The following is a 21,500-nucleotide window of genomic DNA, read 5'->3' as shown; positions in this document are numbered from 1 at the left end:
CACCGACGCGCGCCGGGCTCCCCGGGAGACCCCTTCCGCGAAACCATCCCTGAAAGCGCGGAAGGCGACGCCTCTACCGGGTGAGCAGGATGCGACGCACGCGGATGGCCCGCACCTCGGCGTCCCTACGGGCCCGCCGAAGCACACGCACCCGCGCCGCCGCCTGCGGCTCGAGCTGCCACGACCGAACGGCCGCGGCCTCCTGAACGGACCGGTACGACTCCCCGGCCGTCATCTCGTTGAACAAAGTCACCTTGCGCTCCTCGGCACAGATCCCGACAACGCCCGTTCCGCGTCCGCTGTCACCCGGCGGCGACCCCGGGCCGGGGCCCGGTGGTGTGTCGACCCGGTGGGCCGGAGCGGCCCGGGGTCGCCGGTGGGTGGTCCTCGCCGTGGCGAGGGCCGGGTCGGAGTCGTGGTGAGGCTCGACTCCCGGGTCAGGCGGCGACGTCGGCGTTCTTGCGGGGACGGCCGCGCGGGCGCTTGCGGGCGACGATCTCGCCCTTGACGAACAGCTCGCCGCCCCAGACGCCCCAGGGCTCCTGACGCTCGGTGGCGCCGGCGAGGCAGTTCCTGCGGATCGGGCAGTCCAGGCACAGTGCCTTGGCCAGCTCGACGTCGGCGGGCGCCTCGGCGAAGAAGAGCTCCGGTTCGGTCCGGCACGGAAGCGTGAGGTCCTCGTCGCTCATGGCGAGAGCCCCCTGCATCGCAGTCACCCTTGTTCCTCTCGTTGGTTCTCAACGGGTTCGTTTCGACGGGACTTGCGGCCACATACAAAGAGGCCGCGGATCCGGTGTCTGGATCCGCGGCCTGGGGGCTTTCCCGGTGTCTTAGACCGGTTGCCTCCAGGGATACGGACCCGCACCGCCATTGGCGGCGCTCATCTGGGCCGTGAGGGCGATCGGGGCGACGAACGTGCCTTCGCCGACACGCCACCCCTGTCCCTCTTCCTGGACACGCTGCGTCGTCCGCGCGATGTCGCGCAGTCGCGTGACGACGCGCGCTTGCACGCCGCTGTACGCCTGCCGCGCGGTGCCGAACGGCTGATCGCCGCCGTGCACGTCACAGCCCTGCGGGAGGGTCGGCGACGTGAACGACAGGGTCAGCGCGGGGGACTCGGACGCGACGGCATGCGGGCCGGGGTACGGCGTGGCCCAGGTCGCTGATTTGCGCATCATGCTGATCACCGGACTGCACACCACCTCTCTGGCTCGTCATGCCGCGCGCGAGGGCGCTCGGCCGTTCCTTGTTCTCGTAGAGACTACGATCGTCGGGCGAAATCAATCAAGGTATTTTTGACCTGCGGTTTCGTGGGGCACTTCACCCGACCTCTGGAGCCCCTGGGGCGTCGGTGACCCGGATGAGCCCCTCCTGCATCACCGACACCACCAGTCGGCCGTCCCGGGTGAACACCTGCCCCCTGGCCAGCCCGCGGGCGCCGCCGGCGAACGGGGTGTCCTGAACGTACAGCAGCCACTCGTCGGCCCGGAACGGCCCGTGGAACCACATCGCGTGGTCCAGGCTGGCGCCCATGGTGCGCTTGTCGCCCCAGGCCAGGCCGTGGTTGAGCAGCACCGTGTCGAGCAGCGTCATGTCCGAGGCGTACGTCATGAGGCACAGGTGCAGCATCGGGTCGTCGGGCAGCTCGCCGTCCACCCGCAGCCAGACCTTGGACTCGGGGGTGGCCAGCGCCGGGTCCTTGGCCGCCTCCCAGGTGAGCGGGGTGGCGTGCCGCAGGTCGATGGGGCGGCGAGTGGTGATCTTGTCGGCCAGGTCGGCGCCGAAGATCGGCGCGAGCCGGTCGCGGAAGGTCGGCAGGCCCTCCGGCGCCGGCGCGTCCGGCATCGGGGCCTGGTGGACCGGTCCGTCCTCGGGGGTCTGGAACGACGCCGACAGCATGAAGATGGCCTTGCCGTGCTGGACGGCGACCACCCGGCGCGTGGTGAACGACCGGCCGTCGCGGATCCGGTCCACGGTGTAGACGATCGGGACCAGCGGGTCGCCGGGCCGGACGAAGTAGGCGTGCAGCGAGTGCAGCACCCGGTTGACCGGAACGGTCCGACCCGCGGCGACCAGGGCCTGGCCGGCGACCTGACCGCCGAACACGCGCTGCTGGCGGTCCTGGGGGCTGCGACCGCGGAAGATGTCGCTCTCGATCTGCTCCAGGTCGAGCAGGTCCAGCAGTTCCTTGAGCGCCTCGTTCACAGCGGTCAGTCTTGCAGGCCGGGCTCTGTGGGCCAGGTCTCACCCCGGCACAACGCCAGAACGGCCTGTCCGAAACGGGTGAGTTTGGTGGCCCCGACCCCGGAGATCTGCGCGAGCTCCTCGATCGTCTCGGGGCCGCGTTCGGCGATGGCCTGCAGGGTCGCGTCGGTGAAGATCACGTAGGCGGGGACCTTCTGCTCGGCGGCGACCGTCGCGCGCCACTCCTTCAGCGAGGCCAGCAGCTCCTCGTTGAGGTCGGAGGGGCAGTCCTCGCAGCGGCCGAGCTTGCGTTCCAGCGCCGCGGTGAGCGGCCGGCCGCAGACCCGGCACGGCATCGGCCCCTTGGCGGCGCGGCGGCGCGAACGGTCGACGGGGGCGGGCGTCGACGTCGACGCCTTGGGGTTGAGGCCGTCCAGGAAACGGGACGGGCGCCGGCCCTTGCGGCCGCCGGGCGTGCGGGCGAGGGACCAGGACAGCGACAGGTGCTCGCGGGCCCGGGTCACGCCCACGTACAGCAGCCGCCGTTCCTCCTCGATCTGCTCGGCGGTCTCGGCGTAGATGATCGGGAGGGTGCCCTCGACGACCCCGGCCAGGAACACCGCGTCCCACTCCAGGCCCTTGGCGGAGTGCAGGCTCGCCAGCGTGACGCCCTCCAGCGTGGGGGCGTGCTGGACGGCGGCGCGCTCCTCGATCTCGGCGACGAACTCGGGCAGGCCCGCGCCGGGGTGGGCGACGGCGACGTCCTCGGCGAGCTGCGCGAGGGCCGACAGCGACTCCCACTTCGCGCGGGCCGCGCCGGTGCCGTCCGGGGGCCGCTCGGTGAAGCCCGCGCCGGTCAGCACGTGCCGGACGGTCGCGATCAGCCCCATGCCGTCGGTCTCGGCGTCGGCCCCGGCGCGGGCGGCCCCGCGCAGCCGGACCACCGCGTCGCGGACCTCGGGACGTTCGAAGAACCGCTCCGCGCCGCGCAGCACCACGGGGACCCCGGCGGCGGCGAACGCGGCCTCGAAGTTCTCCGACTGGGCGTTGATCCGGTAGAGGACGGCGATCTCGCTGGCGGGCACGCCCTCGTCGATCAGCTTGCGGGCCCGGCGGGCGATGTCGTCGGCCTCGGCGACCTCGTCGTCGTACTCGTGGAAGACCGGGTCGGGCCCGTCGGCGCGCTGCGCGACCAGCTCCAACCGGTGCCGCCGGGCGGCGTCGCCGCGCGCTTGGCCGATGACCCCGTTGGCGAGCCGGACGACCTGGGGCGTGGAGCGGTAGTCGCGGACGAGCTTGACCACCCGGGCCTCGGGATGGAGGCGGGGGAAGTTCAGCAGGTGGTCGGGGGACGCGCCGGTGAAGGAGTAGATGGTCTGGTTGGGGTCGCCGACGACGCACAGCTCGTCGCGGTCGCCGAGCCAGGCGTCCAGCAGGAGCTTCTGGAGCGGGTTGACGTCCTGGTACTCGTCGACCACGAAGTAGCGGTACTGGTCGCGCACCGACCGGGCCATCTCGGGCGACTCGGTGAGCATCGCGGCGGTCAGCTCGAGCATGCCCTCGAAGTCGAGCAGGTTGCGCTCACGCCGGAGCTGCTCGTACATGGCGTAGACGCGGGCGACGTCGACGACCTCGGCGGGGGCCTTGCGCCCCGCCCGGACGACGGCCGCCGGGTAGTCCTCCGGCCGATGCTGGGTGACCTTGGCCCACTCGATCTCGCCCGCGATGTCGCGCAGCTCGGTGCGCCCGTACGACAGCCGGCAGGCCCGCGCCGCGTCCGCGACCAGCGCGATCTTGGAGTCGATGATGCGGGGGGCCTCGCCGCCGACCACCTTGGGCCAGAAGTAGGAGAGCTGGCGCAGCGCGGCGGCGTGGAAGGTGCGGGCCTGCACACCGGGCGCGCCCAGCCGCCGCAGCCGCCCGCGCAGCTCCCCCGCCGCCCGGGTGGTGAACGTCACGGCCAGCACCCGCTGCGGCGCGACGACCCCGGTCAGGGTGGCGTAGGCGATCCGGTGGGTGATGGCGCGCGTCTTGCCGGTGCCCGCGCCCGCCAGCACGCACACCGGGCCGCGCACCGCCTCGGCGACCGCGCGCTGCTCGGGGTCGAGCCCCTCCAGGACCGCATCGGCCTCCATCGTCTCTCCTCCCTCGGGCGTCCAGTCTGGCACCACGCGCCGACGGAATGTCCCGGACCATGGGACGGTTGACAATGCCTGGACAGGTTGCGGACGAGAGCAGAGGGAGCGGGGCCCACAGATGGCGACTCCGATGAGCGAGGTCACGATGTACACCACGTCGTGGTGCGGTTTCTGCAGGCGGCTCAAGAGTCAGCTCGCCCGTGAGGGCATCTACATGCGCGAGGTCGACATCGAGCAGGACCCGACCGCCGCCGATTACGTGATGAGCGTCAACGGCGGCAACGCGGTCGTCCCGACCCTGCTGTTCAGCGACGGTACCGTCATGACGAACCCGCCGGCCAAGAAGGTCAAGAGCCACCTGGAGACCCTGGCCGTCACCAGTTGACCTGCCCCGGCAGCCGGTCGCCGTACCAGCGCTCGATGAGCTGGCGGGCGATGGAGAGACGGCCGGGCAGCAGCGTGGTCTCCGCCCCGGCCGCCTCTCCCAGTTCTTCGCGGGTGAACCAACGGGCCTCGGCGATCTCTTCGGGGTCGATGGTGAACGTCGAGTCCCCGGTGGCGCGGCAGAAGAAGCCCACCATGAGACTCTGCGGCAGCGGCCAGGGCTGGCTGCCCAGGTAGACGATGTCGTCGACCACGAGTCCGACCTCTTCGAACACCTCGCGGGCGACGGCCTGCTCCAACGACTCCCCCGGCTCCACGAAGCCGGCGAGCACCGACATCATGCGTTCCGGCCAGCCCGGGGCGCAGGCCAACAGGACCCGGTCGCGGTCGTCGCGGACCAGCATGATGACGGCCGGGTCCAGGCGCGGGAAGTGCTCGGACCCATCGGCGGGGCACAGCCGACCGTGGCCCGCCTTGACGATGTCGGTGGGCACCCCGCACCGGGGGCAGTGGCCGTGCCTGGCGTGCCAGTTCTGCAACGCCACCGCGTACGTGAGCAGGGTCGAGTCGAGGTCGCCGAGCGCCGCGCCGACCCTGCGGAGGTCGACCGTGTCGGAGCCCTCGATGACGGGCAGCGGCCCGGACACCGCGAAGTGCGCGACGCCGTCCTCGTCCACGCCGAGCAGGTAGCGGTCGCCCTCGGGGGCGTCTTCCGGGGAGACGTGGATCAGCCTCGGCCCGTCCGCGGTCGTGATGAGGGCCCGGCCGCCCTCGACGACCAGGACGCGGCTGGCGGGGTCGGCCCAGCGCTCGGCGACCCAGGCGTCGTCGCGGCGGCGTTCGGCGACCCGGTCGAGGCGCCCTCGGGCCAGCGCCAGCCATTCGAGGCGTTCCATCAGCGCAGCGCCGTGGCGAACTCGTCCCACATGTACGCGGCGGCCTCGGCTCCCTTGAGCAGCAGGGGCATCTCGACCTTCTCGTTGGGGGCGTGGATGCGGTCGGAGTCGAGGCCGACCGCCACGAACACCAGCGGGGCGTCCAGGATCTCGGAAAGGTCCGCCTCCGGGCCGCTGCCGCCCTCGCGGGTGAACAGGACATCGGTGCCGAACGCCCGTTCCATGGCCCGCCGTGCGGCGCGGACACCCGCCGAGTCGATGGGCGAGAAGCAGGCGCGGAAGCCGCCCGAGGGCAACGCGACCTCGGCGCGGATCCCCGGCGGGGTGTTCGCCTCGACGTACGCCCGGAAGGACCGCTGGACCTCGGCCGGGTCCTGTCCGGCGACCAGTCGGAACGAGACCTTGGCGTGCGCCTCGCTCGGCACGATGGTCTTGCCGCCGGGGCCGGTGTGCCCGCCCCACATGCCGTTGACCTCGGCGGTCGGTCGTGCCCAGACGCGTTCAAGGGTGGTGAAGCCGCGCTCGCCGTGGGGGGCGCGGCTGTTGCCGGCCGTGGCGAGCCACTCCCCCTCGTCGAACGGCAGCTTGGCGAACAACCGCCGTTCCTCGTCGCTGAGCGGGACGACACCGTCGTAGAAGCCCGGCAGCGTCACCCGGCCGTCGGTATCGTGCAGGCCCGCGAGCAGCGAGGCCATGGCGTGCAGCGGGTTGGGCACCGCGCCGCCGAACGAGCCCGAGTGCAGGTCGGTGTCGGGGCCGTACAGCGCCAGCTCCGCCTCGGTGAGGCCGCGCATCCCGGTGCACATGGACGGCACGTCGGCGAGCCACATGGTGGTGTCGCTGACGACGATGACGTCGCAGGCGAGCCGGTCGGCGTGGGCGCGCAGCAGGTCGGGCAGGTTGGGCGAGCCCGACTCCTCCTCGCCCTCCACCAGCATCTTGATCGTGACCGGCGGCGCGGTGGCGGCGGAGGCGGCGATCCCGGCGCGCAGGCCCAGGGAGTGGAAGAGCACCTGGCCCTTGTCGTCGGAGCTGCCCCGACCGATGAGCCGGTCGCCGTCCTCGATGGGGGCGAACGGGTCGGTGACCCACTCCTCGATGGGCTCGATCGGCTGCACGTCGTGGTGCCCGTAGACGAGCACCGTGGGCGCGCCCGGGTCGGCGGCGGGCCATTCGGCGAACACGGCGGGCAGCCCCGGCGTCTCCCAGACCTCCACGGTCGGGAAGCCCGTCTCGCGCAGGTGCCCCGACAGCCAGGCGGCCGAGCGCCGTACGTCGACGGCGTGGGCCGGGTTCCCGGAGATGGAGGGGATGGAGAGCCACTCCTTGAGGTCGGCGAAGAAGTCCGCCGCGTTGGCCTCGATGTATTCGCGTACGTCCATGATGATGCCCCCCTTTGCGCACCCGTTCCCGTGGCACTCTAAAGGATCGTCCCCGGGAGCCTGGAGCCGCCTTGATCCTGATCGATCCGCCGTTGTGGCCGGCCCGGGGACTCGTCTGGTCGCACATGGTCAGCGACTCCTCGTACGAGGAGCTGCACGCGTTCGCCGAACGGGTGGGGCTGCCGCCTCGCGCGTTCGACCGCGACCACTACGACGTACCCGAGGGGCTGTACGAGCACGCCGTCGCGCTGGGCGCGTCGCCGGTGGGCTGCCAGGAGCTGCTGGCCCGCCTCGTCCGCGCGGGGCTGCGCCGCCGCAGGCCCCGCCCCGGGGTCACCGCGCTTCCAGGGGCATGAGCGTGGTACGCAGGTCGGCTCGCACGGGCCCGCTCCACGCCGACGTCACGCGGACGCCTCCAGGAGCATGATCCCGATGCGCAGGTCGGCTCGCACGGGCCCGTTCCACGCCGACGTCACGCGGACGCCTCCAGGAGCATGAGCTCGGTGCGCAGGTTGTGTCGGGCGCGTTCCTCGAAGCGGTCGCGGGCGGCCGGGGTGTGGAAGAGGGCGGGGAGTTCGACGAGGCCGCGCAGGATGTCGGCGCGGGCGGGGCGGAAGAACGCGTCGGGCACGAAGGCGTACTCCTCGCGGACGGCGGCGGCGTAGGCGGCGTAGTCCTCCGGGTCGGCGGCGAGGACGGCGAGGTCGGCGTCACAGAGGACCCCGCCGTTGCGGTCGTCGGGTGCGGGGTCGTGGGTCCGGGTGAGCCGGACCAGCCGGGCGACCTCGGCGATGACGGTCGGGGGCAGGTCGGTGTCGGCGAGGACGCGTTCGGCCTTCACGGCGCTGAGCTCCTCGTTGTCGCCGCGTTCGGGGTCGTAGACGGCGTCGTGGAACCAGGCGGCCAGGCGCACCGCGTCGGGGTCGTCGGCGTGCGGGGCCAGCTCGTCCACCAGGTCCAGGACGGCGGCGAGGTGCCGGGCGGTGTGGTACCGCCGGTGCGGCTCGTCGTAGCGGGCCACGAGGTCGACTCCGATGTCGCGGGTCTCCTCGCCGGCCAGCGCGACCCACCGCTCCACTAGGTTCATGGGGTCATCCTGCCGTGTCCGCCGTGCGCGTCCGCCGTGCGGGACACGTGCGGGATTCCTCCGCACGATGGGCCCGCCACCCACTAGGGTTACCGAGGGTTAGGTAAGCCTTACCTCAATAGAAAGGGCTCGGCCGTGGACCTCGTGCTGGTCGCCGGCAAGGCGACCGACTCGGTGACGTACGGGTTCCTGCCCGCCGCCGCACGGCTCGGCCTGCGCGTCACCCTCCTCACCGACCGCCCCGCCGAGCACGCCGGGCGGTACCCCGACGTGGAGGTCGCGGCGTGCGACGTGACCGACCACCGGGCGATCGTCGACCTGCTGGCCAGGGAGGGCGTCCCGGACGCGGTGTTCTCCAACAGCGACCATCTGCAGACCCCGACCGCGCTGGCCGCCGCCTACTTCGGGCTGCCCGGCAAGGACTGGCGGGCGACGATCCGGGCCAAGAACAAGGCGCTGCTGCGGCGGCACCTGGCGGGGATCGACGCCGTGTTCAGCACCCAGGTCACCGACGCGGGCGTGCCGGACGGCCCGTACCCGCTGGTGCTCAAGCCCCGGGAGGGAGTGGCGAGCGAGGACGTGTTCCTGGTGGGCGACCCCGAGGAGCTGGCCGCCCGCTACAAGGAGATCCGCGAGCGTCGGAACGATCCGCTGGTGGCCGAGGAATACCTGCCGGGCCGCCTGCACACGCTGGAGACCCTGGGCGACGGCGAGCGGCTCCACGTGCTCGGCTCGTACCGGACGACGCTGTCGCCCCCGCCGCACTTCGTCGAGGAGCGCCTCGACTGGGTGCCGCCGCCGCCCGAGAGCGACCAGGTGCCGGCGCAGCTCGCGGCGCTGGGTGTCGGGTTCGGGGCGTGCCACACGGAGTTCGTGGTGCACGAGGGACGGGCGCGGATCATCGAGGTCAACTACCGGATCATCGGGGACCACTGCGACTTCCTGCTGGCGGAGCTGTTGGGCGTGCCGCTGTTCGAGCAGGTGCTGCGGGTCCATCTGGGCGAGTCGGTGGGCGCGCCGCCCCCGCCGCCCGACGTGCACGCGGCGGTCGAGTCCGTCGTGGCGGAGCGGGCGGGGACGCTGCGGTCGGCCCCGGGCTTCACGGAGGTGATCGACGGCTCCGTGCAGGTGATCTACCGGCCCGTCCGGCAGTCGGGCGACTTCGTGGCGCTGACCAGGACCAACCGCGACTACCTGGGGACCATCCAGGCGATCGGGCCGGACGCGGCGGAGGTCGACGCGGCGATCCGACGGTTCCGGGCGGCCCGTTCGTGGGCGATCGCATGACGGCCGCTCCCCTGCGGTGGCCGGCGGACGCCCCCGGCCGGCACGCGGATCCGGAGGAGGGGCTGGCGGTTCGGGTGCTGGAGGCGCTGCTCCGCGAGGACTACGGCGGCCTGCGCGGTCTCGTCGACGGGACCGGGTTGCGGCTGCCCGGCGGGCGCACGGTGCCCTTGACGCCGGTCCGACCGGGGTTCCTCGCCGACGTCCGGGTGGACGCGGGCGCGGGCCTGAGGCTGGAGGACGTGTTCGCGGTCGTGCGCACGCTGGCCGATCCGCGTGACGACGTCGCGGGGTTCGAGCGGGAGTGCCGGGAGTGCCTGGACACGCTGCGCCTGCACGAGGACGCCCGGCCGGAGGTTCTGCGAAGGCTCCGGGACGCTCCCGCGCCGGGCCCGGGGACGTTCTACGAGACCCTCGCCGCGTTCACCGACCATCCCGTCTACCCGACCGGCCGCTGCCGGGCGGGGCTCGACGAGGACGACCTGCGGCGGTACGCGCCCGAGTTCGCCCCGACGTTCGCGATGCGCTGGACGGCGGTGCCGCGCGAACGGGTGACGTCGGCCGGGCGGCGTCCCGCCTGGTGGCCCGCCGCGCCCGACGAGGGGCACGAGCTGTTCCCCGTGCATCCGTTGACCCGGGGGCACACCCTTGCGCCGGCGCCGTCTCTGGAGGTCCGCCCGACGCTCTCCATGCGGACGGTGGCCGTCGACGCCCTCACCCACCTCAAGGTGCCGTTGCCCACGAGCACGCTGGGGCTGCGCAACCGGCGGAGCATCGCGCCCCGGACGCTCCACGACGGGGCCCTCGCGGAGCGTCTCCTCCGGCGGGTGCTGGACGACGAGCCGCACCTGCCGATCCTGGCGGCGGACGAGCAGACCTACGGCCACGCGGGCGACCCGTACCTCGGCTTCCTCGTGCGGCGCTTCCCGCCGGTGACGCTCGACGCGCACGTCGTCCCGGTCGCGGCGCTGCTCGCCGAGCATCCCGACGGCGGACGCGTGATCGAGCGGTGGGACGTGCCCGCGCTCTTCGGCGAGTACCTGACCGCCCTGTTCACCTGGAACGTCGCCCTGTTCCGTCGAGGGATCGCGTTGGAGGCCCACCAGCAGAACGTGGCCCTCGTCCTCGACGGACCCGGCGGTGTCGGCGGCCCGTTGCGGCTGCTGATCAAGGACAACGACGGGATGCTCGTGCTCGGCGACCTGCGGGACCCCGGCTTCGAAGATCGTCGGATGGTCACCGACGATCCCGAGGCGCTCGCGCGGGTCTTCGTGACGATCACCCTGCACCTGTGCGCCGGGGCGCTCGCCTTCGGGCTGGCCGAGCACGGTCTCCTCCCGCTGCGGACCGGGCTCGCGCTGGTCGGGGAACGGTTGGACGCGGCTCTGGGCCCCCAGGACGCCTTTCTGCGCTCCCGGACGCTGGACGCCCGTCGGCTGCCCGGCAAGGCCATGCTGACCGCCGGGACCCTGGTCGACAAGGCCCGCACCGGCGCGCACGACATCAACAAGCACTACGGCCCCGACGGGCCCAACTACCTCGACTACCCCCGGGACTGACACGTGCAGCCGACCGGCCTCGCCGGCCGCGTCCTGTCCGCCGACGACGCGACGGCCTCCGCCCTGCTCAACTGCCTCGTCCGGGAGGTCTGCGCCCCCGAGCACCGGGTGTGGACCGACGGCCCGCACCTGGTGATCCGGCTGCCCCGGGCCGGGGTGGAGCTGCGGTCCCGGCTGACGCGTCCGCCGGTGGGGTTCACCTATCGGCTCGCCGCGCCGTACGAGGAGCGGCGCGACGGGCGGTGGATCGCGGTGTCCTGGCGGCGGCTGGCCGACCTGATCGCCGGTGAGCTGGAGTTGGCCACGGGCGAGGCGAACCCCGAGTTCCTCGGTCAGGTCGCCGCGAGCCACGCCGCGCTGGAGGCGCTGGTCGACGCCCGGTCGACCGGCCACGGCCCGCCGGGGTTCGTGGAGTCGGAGCAGTCGCTCGTGGCCGGGCACCGGTTCCACCCCTCCCCCAAGGCACGGCAGGGCGCGCCGGCCGAGTGGCTGCCGTACGCGCCGGAGGCGGGGGCCCGGTTCCCGTTGCGCTGGCTGGGGGTGCGGGGCGACCTGGTCGCGGAGGGCGGCGAGCCCTCGGAGTTCGCCGCGTTGGAGGCGCTGGGCCCCCCTTCCCCGCGCGGGTACCGGCTGCTTCCGGCGCATCCCTGGCAGTTGTCGCTGCTCGCCGACCGTCCCGTGCTCCGCCGGGCCCTGGCGCGGGGCGACGTGCTCGACCTGGGGGCGGCAGGGCCCGAGGTGGTGCCGACGTCGTCGGTGCGGACGGTGTACGTGCCCGACGCCGACCTGTTCTGCAAGTTCAGCCTGGACGTGCGCATCACCAACTGCGTCCGCAAGAACTCCTGGTACGAGCTGGCCGGGGCGGTGACGCTCGACCGGCTGCTGCGCCCGGTGTTCGCCGGGATGGAGGGCTGCCGGCTGCTGTCCGAGCCCGCGTACCGCAGCGTCCACCTGGCCGACGTGCGGCTGTACGAGGGGCTGGGGGTGATCCTGCGCGAAGGCGTCGGGAGCGTCCCCGGCACGCCGCTCCTGGCCGCCGCCCTCGCCGACCCGTACGCCGCGACGCCGCCCTGCCCGGAAACGCCCGAGAACGCGCTCATCTGGTGGGAGCGCTACGTGGGGCTGGTCGTCCCGCCCGTGCTGGACGCGTTCCTCGTCCATGGCGTCGTCCTGGAGCCGCACCTGCAGAATGTCCTGGTCTCCGTAGACGAGGAGGGCATGCCCCTGCAGGCGGTCTTCCGCGACCTCGAAGGCACCAAGCTCGTCGCCGGCCGCTGGGACCGCCACCTCGCCGGGCTGCCGGAACGCGTCCGCGAGGCCCTCACCTACGACGCCGACCATGGCTGGAACCGCGTCGTGTACTGCCTGTTCGTCAACCACCTGGCCGAGGTCGCCGCCGCCGTGGCCGACCTGCACCCCCGGCTGGAACGCGACCTGTGGCGCACCGTCCGCGAACGCGTCGCCTCCCTCGCCCACGACCACCCCGGGAACGCACGCCTGCGGGCGCTGCTGGACGGTGCGTCCCTGCCCGCCAAGGCGAACCTGCGGGCGCGCTGGGCGAGGTCGGCCGACCGCGCCGCCACGTACGTGCCCGTTCCCAACCCGCTGCGCGGCCACATGTCGCCCTAGCCGCCGGGGTACGTCCGCAGTCATGGACGAGAACCTCAACCCGCAGAGCGCGGCGGTCGCGCACGGTGCCGTCACCTGGCCGGAGCCCCCACCGCGGGCGGTCCTGATCACCGGGTGCAGCAGCGGGTTCGGCAGACTGACCGCGCTCACGCTGGCCCGCGCCGGACATCAGGTGTACGCCTCGATGCGCGACACCCGGACCGCCAACGCCGACGAGGCCGAGGAACTGCGGGCCATCGCCGCGCAGGAGAACCTGACGTTAGAGGTCGTCGACATCGACGTGCGCGACGAGCGGTCCGTCAAGGAGGGCACGCGTCTGGTCCATGATCGGGCCGGACGCATCGACGTGCTGGTCAACAACGCGGGGATCTACTTCCCGGCGATCCTGGAGACCCTGACGATCGCCGATCTCCAGGCGGTGCTCGACACCAACCTGTTCGGGTCGCTGCGGATGAACCGCGCCGTGCTGCCGTTCATGCGGGCCCGCCGCGACGGCCTGATCGTGCAGATCACCTCGGCGCTGGGCCGGCTGGTCATGCCGTTCGTCGGCGCGTACGGCGCGTCCAAGTGGGCGCTGGAGGCCACGACCGAGATCCTCCGCTACGAGGTCTCGAAACTCGGCGTCGACGTCGTGATGGTGGAGCCCGGAGCCCATCCCACGGACATCATCGAGCCCAACGGGGTGGCCTACTACCAGGAGTATCTGCGCGGCCTCGACGCCGACGACGCCCTCCGCCGGGCCGAGTACGGCGACCTGGCCCGACGCGCCGAGGTCCTGCTCGTCGAGAACCCGGAGGGCGCGCCCCAGACGATCGCCGACGCCGTCGCCACCCTGGTCCGCACACCGCGCGGGCTGCGGCCGGTCCGGGTCGCCGACCCCTCGGTGGGAACGTTCCTCGGCCCGCTCAACGCGCTGTCGGGAGGTCTGCAGCGCCAGGTCATGAAGCAATTCGGATTCGAGGACATGCTGTCCGTCGAACCGTAGGGCCCTTTATCCCATTGCGGCGGATTCGCACGTTCCCTACGGTGTGTCGGGACAGCGTGTAGCTCAGGAGGAGAGCGCCGGGCTTCCATCCCGGAGGGCGCGGGGGCGGGACCCGCCACGCTGGCTATGAACGACGACGTGCAGGTACAGGCGAATCCCGCGTACGCGGCGGGGCAGATGGCGAAGGCCTTCGTCACCGCGGGCGTCCACGAGGACGAGGCGACGCGCCGCCGGGCCGAGAAGCGGCTGAGGCAGTGGGAGAAGGTCGTCGCCGGGATGGCGGACGGCGGGCTGACGATCGGCTCGCGCACCCCGGTGCAGGGTCTTCCGGCCTGGGTGACGCCCGAGGTGGTCCGGGGCGGGTTCGCCACCGGTGACGCCGCCGCCGGGGGGCCGCTCGAGGAGTACGAGCTCCGGGCCGCCCGCCGCGCCGAGATCGACCCCGATCGGCGCGAGCTGTTCCGGTACCACCTGTCGGACGTCGGCCTCGCCGACCTGTACGCCCTGCTCGACAGCGGATGCTACGAGATCCTCGTTCCGGAGGAGGCGGCGCTGCTGGTGGTGGCGTGGCTGGTGCGGGCGGGCGACCGGGCGTTCGCGCTGGAGCTGCTGGCGACGATCGGCCCGTTCACGGACCGGCTGCGCATGCTCCCCCGACCCGCCGCCGCACCGCCGGGCGACGCGTCCCTCGCGTACCGGGAGACGGTCGGCCAGGTGGCCGCCCGCATCGGCGTGCGGTCGCCGAAGCCGGCGATCGAGGCGATGAACGAGGCGCTCGCGGTGTGGAACCCGTTCGCCGACGAGCTGCTGGCGCACTGGCTGGAGACCGTCGAGGACGGTCGCGTCGGCGTGGTGGAGCCGGACGACTGGCGACGGCGCGGCACCGAGCTGCTCGCGCGCCACCGGCGGCTGGCCGCCGAGCATCCGCTGTGCGGCAAGCACCGGGACCCGAAGGGCAACCCGGCGATCCTGCGCACGGCGCTGGAGGACACCCTGAAGGGCCGCAGGCGGTCCGGGCTGCTCCAGCACGCGGTCGACGCGATGGTCGCCAAGCGCGGGCTGCCCGGCTCGCCCGAGCACGCCGAGCTGCGCCGCGTCCAGGCGGAGGTGGCGGCCCGGCCGACGCATCACGCGCTGGCGCAGATCATGCTGGCGCGTCTGTCGGGGCTGCCGCAGGACACCGGGACGCCGTCGATCGAGCCGCTGATCAAGCCGATCACGGAGGACGAGGCGCGACGCACCGGCGCGGTGCCGGGGGCCCCGCTGCCCGAGCCGCTGCGCGCCATCGTCTCCAACGCGCTCCAGGCCCCGATCGGCACCCTCGTCGAGCGGGGCGTCGTCCCGTCCGCCGAGGTGCTCGCCGAGCTGGTCCCGCAGTTGGTGGCGTCCACGACCGCCCTGTCGTACCAGGACGAGGCGCTGCGCACCCTCATGGCGAGCGCGTACCGCGCGTTCCGCAACCGGCGGTCGCTGCTCCTGCTGAACCTGGAGAGCCAGGTCCGGTTCGAGGAGCTGCCGTGGGTGCAGGCGGTGTCGGCGTACCGCCGTCGGGGCGGGGCGTCGGCCGACGACGCGCGGACGGCGCTGACGCGGCTCGGCGAACTGACGATCCAGGGGTTCCCCGGGACGATCATGCCCAATCCGCTGATCCGGGAGATGGCCGTCCTGGTGCGGCAGGCGGGGATGGACGTCCCGCTGGTCGAGGAGCTCGCGGCCGACATCTTCATGGGCACGTTCTCCGACAAGTTCGCCAAGGCCGCGCGGCTCGCCGCCGACGTGCTGGAGGGCAGCCTGTACGAGCGGTACTACGGCGTCGACTTCGCCGCCGTCCGCGCGCTCGACGACGGGCGGGCGAATCTCCGGAGGTTCCGTCCGGCGGTCTCCTCGGAGGGCTTCGACGCCTTGTGTCTCCGCCGTGCCGCGCTCCCGCCGGACGGCGGGTGGGTGGTGCGGAACGGCATGGTGATCGAGCAGGCGCAGATCCTCACCACGCACAACCTCGCGGCCCTGGTGCACCCGATCGGCGTCGACCCGTCCCCCGGCTGGGACGACCTGGCGCGCCGCGCGTTCACGGCCACCCGTTCGCTGGTGGCCAAGGTGCACAACAACCCGAGCCCCCGGTCCACCATCAAGGACGCCGCGTACGCCTGGCGCCAGACGCTGTTCTTCCTGTCCCTGTGCGGGCTCAAGGAGCAGATCGGCGTCACCGCCTGGATCCAAGACGAGCTCGACCGGCAGCCCGACCACGTCGTCGACCGCCTGGACCCTGTGGTCACGGGCCTGCGGCACGTCCTCGTGGGCGGCAGCCTCGACGACGGCTCCGCGCCCACGGCCCGCCGCTTCCTCGGCTGGCAGGCGAACGGCCACTGGATGCGGGAGACCCCGTCGCGTTAGGCGTTCGTCCGTACGGCGGCGACGATCCGGTGCTCACGGGGGCTCGTGCCGTACGCGGCCTTGAAGGCCCGGCTGAAGTGGGCGGAGTCCCGGAACCCCGCCCGGTAAGCGATCTCGGTGATCGACGACTCGGCGTGGGCCGGGTCCTCGAGCCGTCGCCGGCACTGCTCCAGCCGCTCGCGGCGGATCACGCCCGCCACGGTGAGCCCCTGATCGGCGAACAGCTTCTGCAGGCTGCGCACCGACACGTGGTGGACCGCCGCGATCACGGACGGCGACAGGTCGGGGTCGGCGAGGTGACGCCGAACGTAGGCCGTCGCCCGCAGCACCAGCGACCGCCGCGTCGCGTCGTGACGCCCCGTCGCGTCGTCCAGCGCCTCCGACAGGAACACCGACAGCAGGTCGAGCGAGTTGCGGGCGGCCTGCTCCGCGTCGCCCGGAGACAAGGCGTCGGCGTGCTCGTTCATGGCGCACAGCAGCGGCACCAACAGCGGCCCCACGCCGTGCGCGACGGGTAGGGCACGGCCCGCCAGGCCCGAGGCGATCCGGTCGGGGCTCAGGCCGAGCGCGTCATGCGGAAAGGTCACCAGCATGCGGCTGACGTCGACCGACGCGTGCACGTCGGCGAAGGGCCGGCCGAGGTCCACGAGGGCCATCTCCCCCGGACCGAGGGACTCCCTCTGATCGTCCCGCTCGATGAACGTGCCGCCTTCGAACTGAACGTACAGTCCGTACAGGTCCGCGTCGCCCCGCCTGATCGCGGAGGCGGACCGCACGCACTCCAGCGACGTCGTGGCGAACTGGAGGAGCTCCATCGGCCCGCACTGCGAGGACCGGCTGCGCAGCACGAAATCGGCGACCGCCGACTGCGGCGCGTCGAGGCGGACCGGTACGGGCTGATTCCACAGGGTCTCCCGTAACGCGTCGAACCCCTCCAGGCCAGAGAACTCGGCCGACCCGAGCGGCAACTGCGGCATCACGGACCCCCTCACCGTGACCGACATCCCTCTTACCCCAGTATCACCCTCAAAGGGCGCTTTCGGCCCAGGTTCAGGGGGAGGACACCCGCACGGGCAGGGCGGGGGCGCTGCGCGGGCCCGGGCCTTCCGGAGGGACGGGAGGGCGCTGGCTCCGCTTTCAACGCCATACCGCCGTGCCGTCCATGCTCAATGCGGTCGGAGCAGCCGACCGTTGGGCGACGCAATGCCGTCGGGCGGCGGCTGACCGTTGGGCGCGCGTTCGGAGACGACGCGTTGCTGTTGGGCCCACGTTGCTGTTGGGCCCCAGGTTACCGCTGGGCCCCACGTTGCCACGGGCGGCATCTGACCGTTGGGCCCGCCTTGGAGGACGACACGTTGCCTTGGCCACACGTTGCCGTTGGGCCGCACGTTGCCGTGGGAGGCCCCTGACCGTTGGGGTCCGCGTTCGAAGGCGACGCGTTGCCGTTGGGCCTTACGTTGCCGGTGGGCCCCACGTTGCCAGGGGCGGCACCTGACCGTTGTGCGCGCGTTGCCGCTGGACGCGCGTCGCCGCCGCGCGTTGCCGTGAGCGGTTGCCAGTGGGGCCGGACGCCGGCGGGGTGGGCGGTGGCGCTCGGGCGTTAGGCGGCGCGGGCTCGTTTGGCGGCCAGGCAGATGCGGGCCAGGTCGTTGAGGGCGTCCACGCGCCGTTCGTCCAGGGGGCGGTCGTCGCGCGGGTCGGCGCCGGCGAGGGTGTCGAGGACCAGGGAGAACACCGGCCACTCGGCCGGGCCGATCGCTCCCTGGAAGTCGACGCACCCCGCCTCCACCTCGTCCAGGTCGAGATTGCGGGCGAACGAGGCCAGCGCCGCCTCGGCCGCCACCAGGCCGATCCGCATCGCCAGTGCTGCGGGCTCACGCTCCGGGGCGATGCCGGGGAGTACGCCACCGACAGAACTCATGTTCGAGAGCATAGGGGCGAGCGACGGGCGACGTCGAACAGTTGGTCGAATTTCAGGGGGCGATGGCTCCGAAATACGCGTTGGCCTGGGTGATGCACAACGCTCCGTCCACCTCCACCGGCCGCAGCCCCGTCGCGGGCCCGCCCTCCAGCTCCGCCGTCAGCTCGGCGCGGATGTCGTGGGCCACGTCGTCGGGGGTGCCCGCCTTGGTCAACCACGCCTCCACCGGCCGGACGACGTCGAACAGGTCGGTCCGCTTGACCTCGGCCCCGGCCTCGGCGATCAGCTCCGTGATCCGTTCCACGGTCAGCAGCTCCCCGTGCGACGGGTCGCGCAGCCGCTCCAGCCGGTCGGGGTCGCCCTCGACGGCGTTCGCGCGTACGAGGTCCGCGACGACGAGCCCCGCGCCCGGCCGGCTGACCCGTACCAGCTCACGCAGGATCGTCGCCGGGTCCTCCGCCTCGTGCAGCGAGAAGCGGGTGAGCAGCAGCGTGAAGGAGCGGCCCACGTACGGCAGGTCGGTGGCGTCGCCCTTGGTGAACGTGACGTTCGTGAGCGCGTCCTGGTCGGCCGCCCGCTTGCCCTCGTCCAGCAGCGCCGCGTCGAGGTCCAGCGCCGTGGCGTGCCGCACCCGCCGCGCGATCGCCCGCGACAACAGCCCGGTGCCCGCGCAGACCTCCAGGACCACGTCCTCCGGATCGAGTTCGGGCTCGGTGAACTCCACCAGCCGAGCCAGATTGGCGGTGAAGGTCATGCTCAACCGGGGATCCGCCCCCCGCGCCGGCCGCCCGCCGACCTCCCGGACGATCTTCTCCTCACGCGCCACCGTCACTCCGACCTCCTCGCTCGATCCCCGGATCATCCCCCGGAACGACGGCCAAGGCCAGAGGGTGTCCCTCACATTCGTCGCAACGATCCGTGCACGCCCACCCCATATGCCGCAAAGCGGGCCTCAAGCCCAGGCCAAGCGCGTGGATCGACGAGGGCCCGGCGAGAAGGAACGCCCACAGCACCGACGTCGTGGTCAGTACGTTGAAGGCGCGGGCGCGATCACACTCCCCCCAGGGAATGCATGATCCACCGTCCCCTTGGCTAGCATCGCGGTATGGACCCGACGCTGCGAGAACGCGCCGCTCTCGTGGCATTGCTGCGCCTTCCCGGGGCGCGGTGGAACGAGACGGCCCACGAGGTCCTGGAGGCCGACAGCGCCGTGGGCGTGCTCGAACGGCGTCTGCGGCTTCAGGACGTCCTGTTCGACGAGGACGACGCCGTTGAGAAGGCGATCGTCGAGGCCGCCGGCGACATCACGGCCTGGCGGGAGGAGGGGCTCGGCTTCCACGCCTTCTTCGACGCCGGTTACCCCACCCAACTCCGGGACGTCCACCAGATGCCGCCGATCCTTTTCACCCGCGGGACGCCCACCGAGGACAGATGCGCCATCGCCGTCGTCGGCACCCGGCAGGCGACCGAGCGCGGCCTGGGCATCGCCCGGACGGTCGCCACGGAGTTGGCGCGCAACAAGGTGACCGTCGTCAGCGGCCTCGCCCGCGGAATCGACACCGCCGCCCACGAGGCCGCGCTCGCCGCCGGCGGTCGTACCGTCGCCGTGATCGGCACCGGGATCCGACGGCACTACCCCGCCGAGAACCACGGGCTCCAAGACCGCATCGCCCGCGAGGGCCTCGTGGCCAGCCAGTTCTGGCCGGACGCACCGCCGTCGAAGCAGAGCTTCCCGATGCGCAACGCGGTGATGAGCGGATACGCGGCGGCCACGCTGGTGGTGGAGGCACCGTGGCGAAGCGGAGCCCGCATCCAGGCCCGGCTGGCGCTGGAGCATGGACGATCCGTCATCATGCCGAACGAACTCCTCGAACACGACTGGGCCCGGGAGTTCGCCGAACGCCCCGGCGTCCATGTCGTCCGCGACGTTGACGCGATGCTCGAATCCGCCGACCAGGTCATCAGGGAAGCCCAGATCACCCCCGACTCCTTCCCAGAGGTGCTGCCGTTTGCCTGGACCTGATCCGCACGCGCACATCCGCGATCTCATCTCCAAGCACGGTCACTACCTGCGGAACCCCTTGCCTGCCGGCCCCGGTGTCTGCGTGGTGTGCCGCGGCCCGGCGGGAGAGTCCTACCTCCGCTGCAGGCCCTGTGGCGACCACTTCCGCGCATCGCCCGACGGCACCGCCGACGCCGTCGTACCGATCTCGTACGCGGTCAAGGGCAATCAGCACGCCCACGACCTCGCCGCATACAAGGGCCTACGGGTGTCGGAACAGTCCCGCTCCAGGCTTCTCGGACTGCTGACGCTCTTCTTCGCCGATCACGCGAGATGCCTGATGAGGTCACTCGGCGGATCCCCACCCGACCACGCCGCCGTGGTGCCCAGCACGCGCGGCAGGCCGGGACCGCACCCGCTCCGCCTCTTGATCGGTGATCGGCTCCCGTTCCCCTGGGTCCCCCTCGTCGCCACGGGCCGGGGCGACGAGGGCCGCACCTTCGACCGCGACCGGTTCGCCGTCGAGCCGGACCCGCCGCTCGACCTGCGCGGCAAGACCGTCCTCCTCCTCGACGACACCTGGACGACCGGCTCGCGCATGCAGTCGGCCTCTCACACCCTCAAGGCGGCGGGGGTCGCCAAGGTCGCAGCGGTCACCCTCGGCCGCCACGCCAAGCCGGACTGGGACCCATGGCTGCCGCTGCTGCGCACGATCAAGGACACCCGCTTCCGACTCGACGACTGCGCCCTCCACGGCACCCCTCACCCCCCGCGCTCCTGACGAGGGCTGTCGTCCTCATGAACGTCAGAACGTCATCGGACACGCCGCCAGCGCGAAGGCGAGGGGAACACCCGGCGTTCGAGTGCCATCCTCCCGGTCAGTGACCAAGCTCCCGCAGCCGCTGGGTGGCGACCCGCCTGATTCGCTTTGTTCGCCCGTGTTCCGCAAGACGTTGCAGCACTGCCGACTCCGCGGAGAACTCCGCTAGACCCAGTTGCAGCCAGTCAGACCACGAGTCCTCTACTGCCTCCGCAGCAGCGCTGACACCGAATCGCTTTGATAGATGACGAGCTCGTTCGCCCTTCGCTCCGAGTATTTCCTGACTGCCGGGTCCTTGAGCTACGACTCACCCATCTACGGCGAGACCCCGCTCCCCGTTCAAGCCGTGCTGATCGCCAGTGTGGGCCCATAGTCGTTAGACCCATCATCAAATTTCACAGTAAACGACTTTTGGGGGAACTGCAGGAGTGCCATGGCCTCCCAAGAGGCGACCATTCGACGACCGAGGTCCTTCAGCACTTCATTTTCAGCCTCGGCCCGGGGCGCGAAAAAATCCCACAGATGCACATGATTCACCATGGCCTCGACTGCTTTTCGCTCACCCTGAAGACGCTCCAGCCACAAATCGACTCCCGCCTCGTCGAACGTGAAATCCAAGAGCACACATCCTCGATACTCGATGAACCGAGGAAGTACGAGCATGGCGACCGCCCCGGCCTCCGCGATGGACACGTTGGAGAGCATGAACGTCCTGAGATCGAAGGGACCGACCTCGGCGATCCAGGCCCTCACCTCCCGGATGCCGTTCAAATCCACGTCAGACTCACTCCTCTCGGATCACAGACGCTCACGAGGTGAAGGCACCTGGAGGGCA

Annotated in this window: 21 protein-coding genes and 1 tRNA gene; 10 read left to right on the top strand and 12 right to left on the bottom strand. The window is 72.1% G+C overall.

Annotated elements, in window-relative coordinates; all coding sequences use genetic code 11:
• Nucleotides 1-73: 73 nt before the first annotated feature.
• The 5 genes from DFJ69_RS20945 to DFJ69_RS20925 form a co-directional block, all read right to left on the bottom strand.
• Complete coding sequence (locus DFJ69_RS20945) at nt 74-253, bottom strand: hypothetical protein (RefSeq protein WP_116024176.1); 180 nt, start codon at nt 251-253, stop codon at nt 74-76.
• Nucleotides 254-437: 184 nt separating this feature from the next.
• Nucleotides 438-689, bottom strand: a complete 252-nt coding sequence (locus DFJ69_RS20940; protein ID WP_425453421.1) for a WhiB family transcriptional regulator — start codon at nt 687-689, stop codon at nt 438-440.
• Between the two features lie 141 nt (nt 690-830).
• The gene (locus tag DFJ69_RS20935) at nt 831-1,187 is read right to left on the bottom strand and encodes a hypothetical protein (protein WP_116024174.1); all 357 of its coding nucleotides are present in this window, start codon (nt 1,185-1,187) and stop codon (nt 831-833) included.
• Between the two features lie 133 nt (nt 1,188-1,320).
• Nucleotides 1,321-2,205, bottom strand: coding sequence for an acyl-CoA thioesterase II (gene tesB, locus DFJ69_RS20930; protein ID WP_116024173.1), 885 nt, complete (start codon nt 2,203-2,205; stop codon nt 1,321-1,323).
• Between the two features lie 5 nt (nt 2,206-2,210).
• The gene (locus DFJ69_RS20925; RefSeq protein WP_116024172.1) at nt 2,211-4,319 is read right to left on the bottom strand and encodes an ATP-dependent DNA helicase UvrD2; all 2,109 of its coding nucleotides are present in this window, start codon (nt 4,317-4,319) and stop codon (nt 2,211-2,213) included.
• A gap of 121 nt (nt 4,320-4,440) precedes the next feature.
• Between DFJ69_RS20925 and DFJ69_RS20920 the strand changes: the two genes are divergently transcribed.
• On the top strand, nt 4,441-4,707 hold the full coding sequence (locus tag DFJ69_RS20920) for a mycoredoxin (RefSeq protein ID WP_116024171.1): 267 nt from the start codon (nt 4,441-4,443) through the stop codon (nt 4,705-4,707).
• Here the strand turns inward: DFJ69_RS20920 and nudC are convergent.
• Entirely contained in the window at nt 4,697-5,602 is a 906-nt protein-coding gene (gene nudC, locus DFJ69_RS20915; RefSeq protein ID WP_116024170.1) for an NAD(+) diphosphatase, read from the bottom strand. The two genes, DFJ69_RS20920 and nudC, sit on opposite strands and share 11 nt — an antisense overlap.
• Nucleotides 5,602-6,984 (bottom strand): dipeptidase, encoded by a 1,383-nt coding sequence (locus DFJ69_RS20910; protein WP_116024169.1) that lies wholly within the window; start codon nt 6,982-6,984, stop codon nt 5,602-5,604. Before DFJ69_RS20910 ends, nudC begins: the two co-directional genes overlap by 1 nt.
• Nucleotides 6,985-7,055: 71 nt before the next feature.
• On the opposite strand from DFJ69_RS20910, the gene DFJ69_RS20905 reads away from it, so the two are divergent.
• Complete coding sequence (locus DFJ69_RS20905) at nt 7,056-7,340, top strand: DUF4031 domain-containing protein (protein WP_116024168.1); 285 nt, start codon at nt 7,056-7,058, stop codon at nt 7,338-7,340.
• Between the two features lie 116 nt (nt 7,341-7,456).
• Here DFJ69_RS20905 and DFJ69_RS20900 read toward each other — a convergent pair whose 3' ends face one another.
• A complete protein-coding gene (locus DFJ69_RS20900; RefSeq protein ID WP_116024167.1) occupies nt 7,457-8,071 on the bottom strand; it encodes an HD domain-containing protein in 615 nt (204 codons plus the stop codon).
• Between the two features lie 135 nt (nt 8,072-8,206).
• On the opposite strand from DFJ69_RS20900, the gene DFJ69_RS20895 reads away from it, so the two are divergent.
• From DFJ69_RS20895 to DFJ69_RS20875, 6 genes are all read left to right on the top strand, one after another.
• Nucleotides 8,207-9,358 carry an ATP-grasp domain-containing protein gene (locus DFJ69_RS20895; RefSeq protein WP_116024166.1) on the top strand — a complete coding sequence of 384 codons (1,152 nt, stop codon included), beginning with the start codon at nt 8,207-8,209 and terminating at the stop codon, nt 9,356-9,358.
• Nucleotides 9,355-10,914, top strand: coding sequence for an IucA/IucC family protein (locus DFJ69_RS20890; protein WP_116026773.1), 1,560 nt, complete (start codon nt 9,355-9,357; stop codon nt 10,912-10,914). Before DFJ69_RS20895 ends, DFJ69_RS20890 begins: the two co-directional genes overlap by 4 nt.
• 3 nt (nt 10,915-10,917) lie before the next feature.
• Entirely contained in the window at nt 10,918-12,543 is a 1,626-nt protein-coding gene (locus DFJ69_RS20885; protein WP_116024165.1) for an IucA/IucC family protein, read from the top strand.
• Nucleotides 12,544-12,565: 22 nt separating this feature from the next.
• Nucleotides 12,566-13,528: an SDR family oxidoreductase gene (locus tag DFJ69_RS20880; RefSeq protein ID WP_116024164.1), complete on the top strand. Its 963-nt coding sequence runs from the start codon at nt 12,566-12,568 to the stop codon at nt 13,526-13,528.
• Between the two features lie 52 nt (nt 13,529-13,580).
• A tRNA-Gly gene (locus DFJ69_RS34400) sits at nt 13,581-13,652 on the top strand.
• A gap of 14 nt (nt 13,653-13,666) precedes the next feature.
• Nucleotides 13,667-15,922, top strand: coding sequence for a transcriptional regulator (locus DFJ69_RS20875; protein ID WP_245974493.1), 2,256 nt, complete (start codon nt 13,667-13,669; stop codon nt 15,920-15,922).
• On the opposite strand, the gene DFJ69_RS20870 is transcribed toward DFJ69_RS20875, so the two are convergent.
• From DFJ69_RS20870 to DFJ69_RS20860, 3 genes are all read right to left on the bottom strand, one after another.
• Nucleotides 15,919-16,899 carry a helix-turn-helix domain-containing protein gene (locus tag DFJ69_RS20870; protein ID WP_170177729.1) on the bottom strand — a complete coding sequence of 327 codons (981 nt, stop codon included), beginning with the start codon at nt 16,897-16,899 and terminating at the stop codon, nt 15,919-15,921. The genes DFJ69_RS20875 and DFJ69_RS20870 overlap by 4 nt on opposite strands.
• A 623-nt stretch (nt 16,900-17,522) precedes the next feature.
• The gene (locus DFJ69_RS20865) at nt 17,523-17,843 is read right to left on the bottom strand and encodes a hypothetical protein (RefSeq protein WP_116026772.1); all 321 of its coding nucleotides are present in this window, start codon (nt 17,841-17,843) and stop codon (nt 17,523-17,525) included.
• 52 nt (nt 17,844-17,895) lie between these two features.
• The gene (locus DFJ69_RS20860; protein WP_116026771.1) at nt 17,896-18,675 is read right to left on the bottom strand and encodes a class I SAM-dependent methyltransferase; all 780 of its coding nucleotides are present in this window, start codon (nt 18,673-18,675) and stop codon (nt 17,896-17,898) included.
• Nucleotides 18,676-18,948: 273 nt separating this feature from the next.
• Between DFJ69_RS20860 and DFJ69_RS20855 the strand changes: the two genes are divergently transcribed.
• Both DFJ69_RS20855 and DFJ69_RS20850 read left to right on the top strand, forming a co-directional pair.
• Entirely contained in the window at nt 18,949-19,866 is a 918-nt protein-coding gene (locus DFJ69_RS20855) for a DNA-processing protein DprA (RefSeq protein WP_116024161.1), read from the top strand.
• Nucleotides 19,853-20,626, top strand: a complete 774-nt coding sequence (locus tag DFJ69_RS20850) for a phosphoribosyltransferase (protein WP_170177728.1) — start codon at nt 19,853-19,855, stop codon at nt 20,624-20,626. The genes DFJ69_RS20855 and DFJ69_RS20850 overlap by 14 nt, the downstream gene beginning before the upstream one ends.
• 378 nt (nt 20,627-21,004) lie before the next feature.
• Here DFJ69_RS20850 and DFJ69_RS20845 read toward each other — a convergent pair whose 3' ends face one another.
• Nucleotides 21,005-21,442 carry a hypothetical protein gene (locus DFJ69_RS20845; protein WP_116024159.1) on the bottom strand — a complete coding sequence of 146 codons (438 nt, stop codon included), beginning with the start codon at nt 21,440-21,442 and terminating at the stop codon, nt 21,005-21,007.
• Nucleotides 21,443-21,500 lie beyond the last annotated feature (58 nt).

Source organism: Thermomonospora umbrina (assembly GCF_003386555.1).
GTDB classification, from domain to species: Bacteria; Actinomycetota; Actinomycetes; order Streptosporangiales; family Streptosporangiaceae; genus Thermomonospora; species Thermomonospora umbrina.
This window is presented reverse-complemented; position numbering and strand designations above follow the sequence as displayed.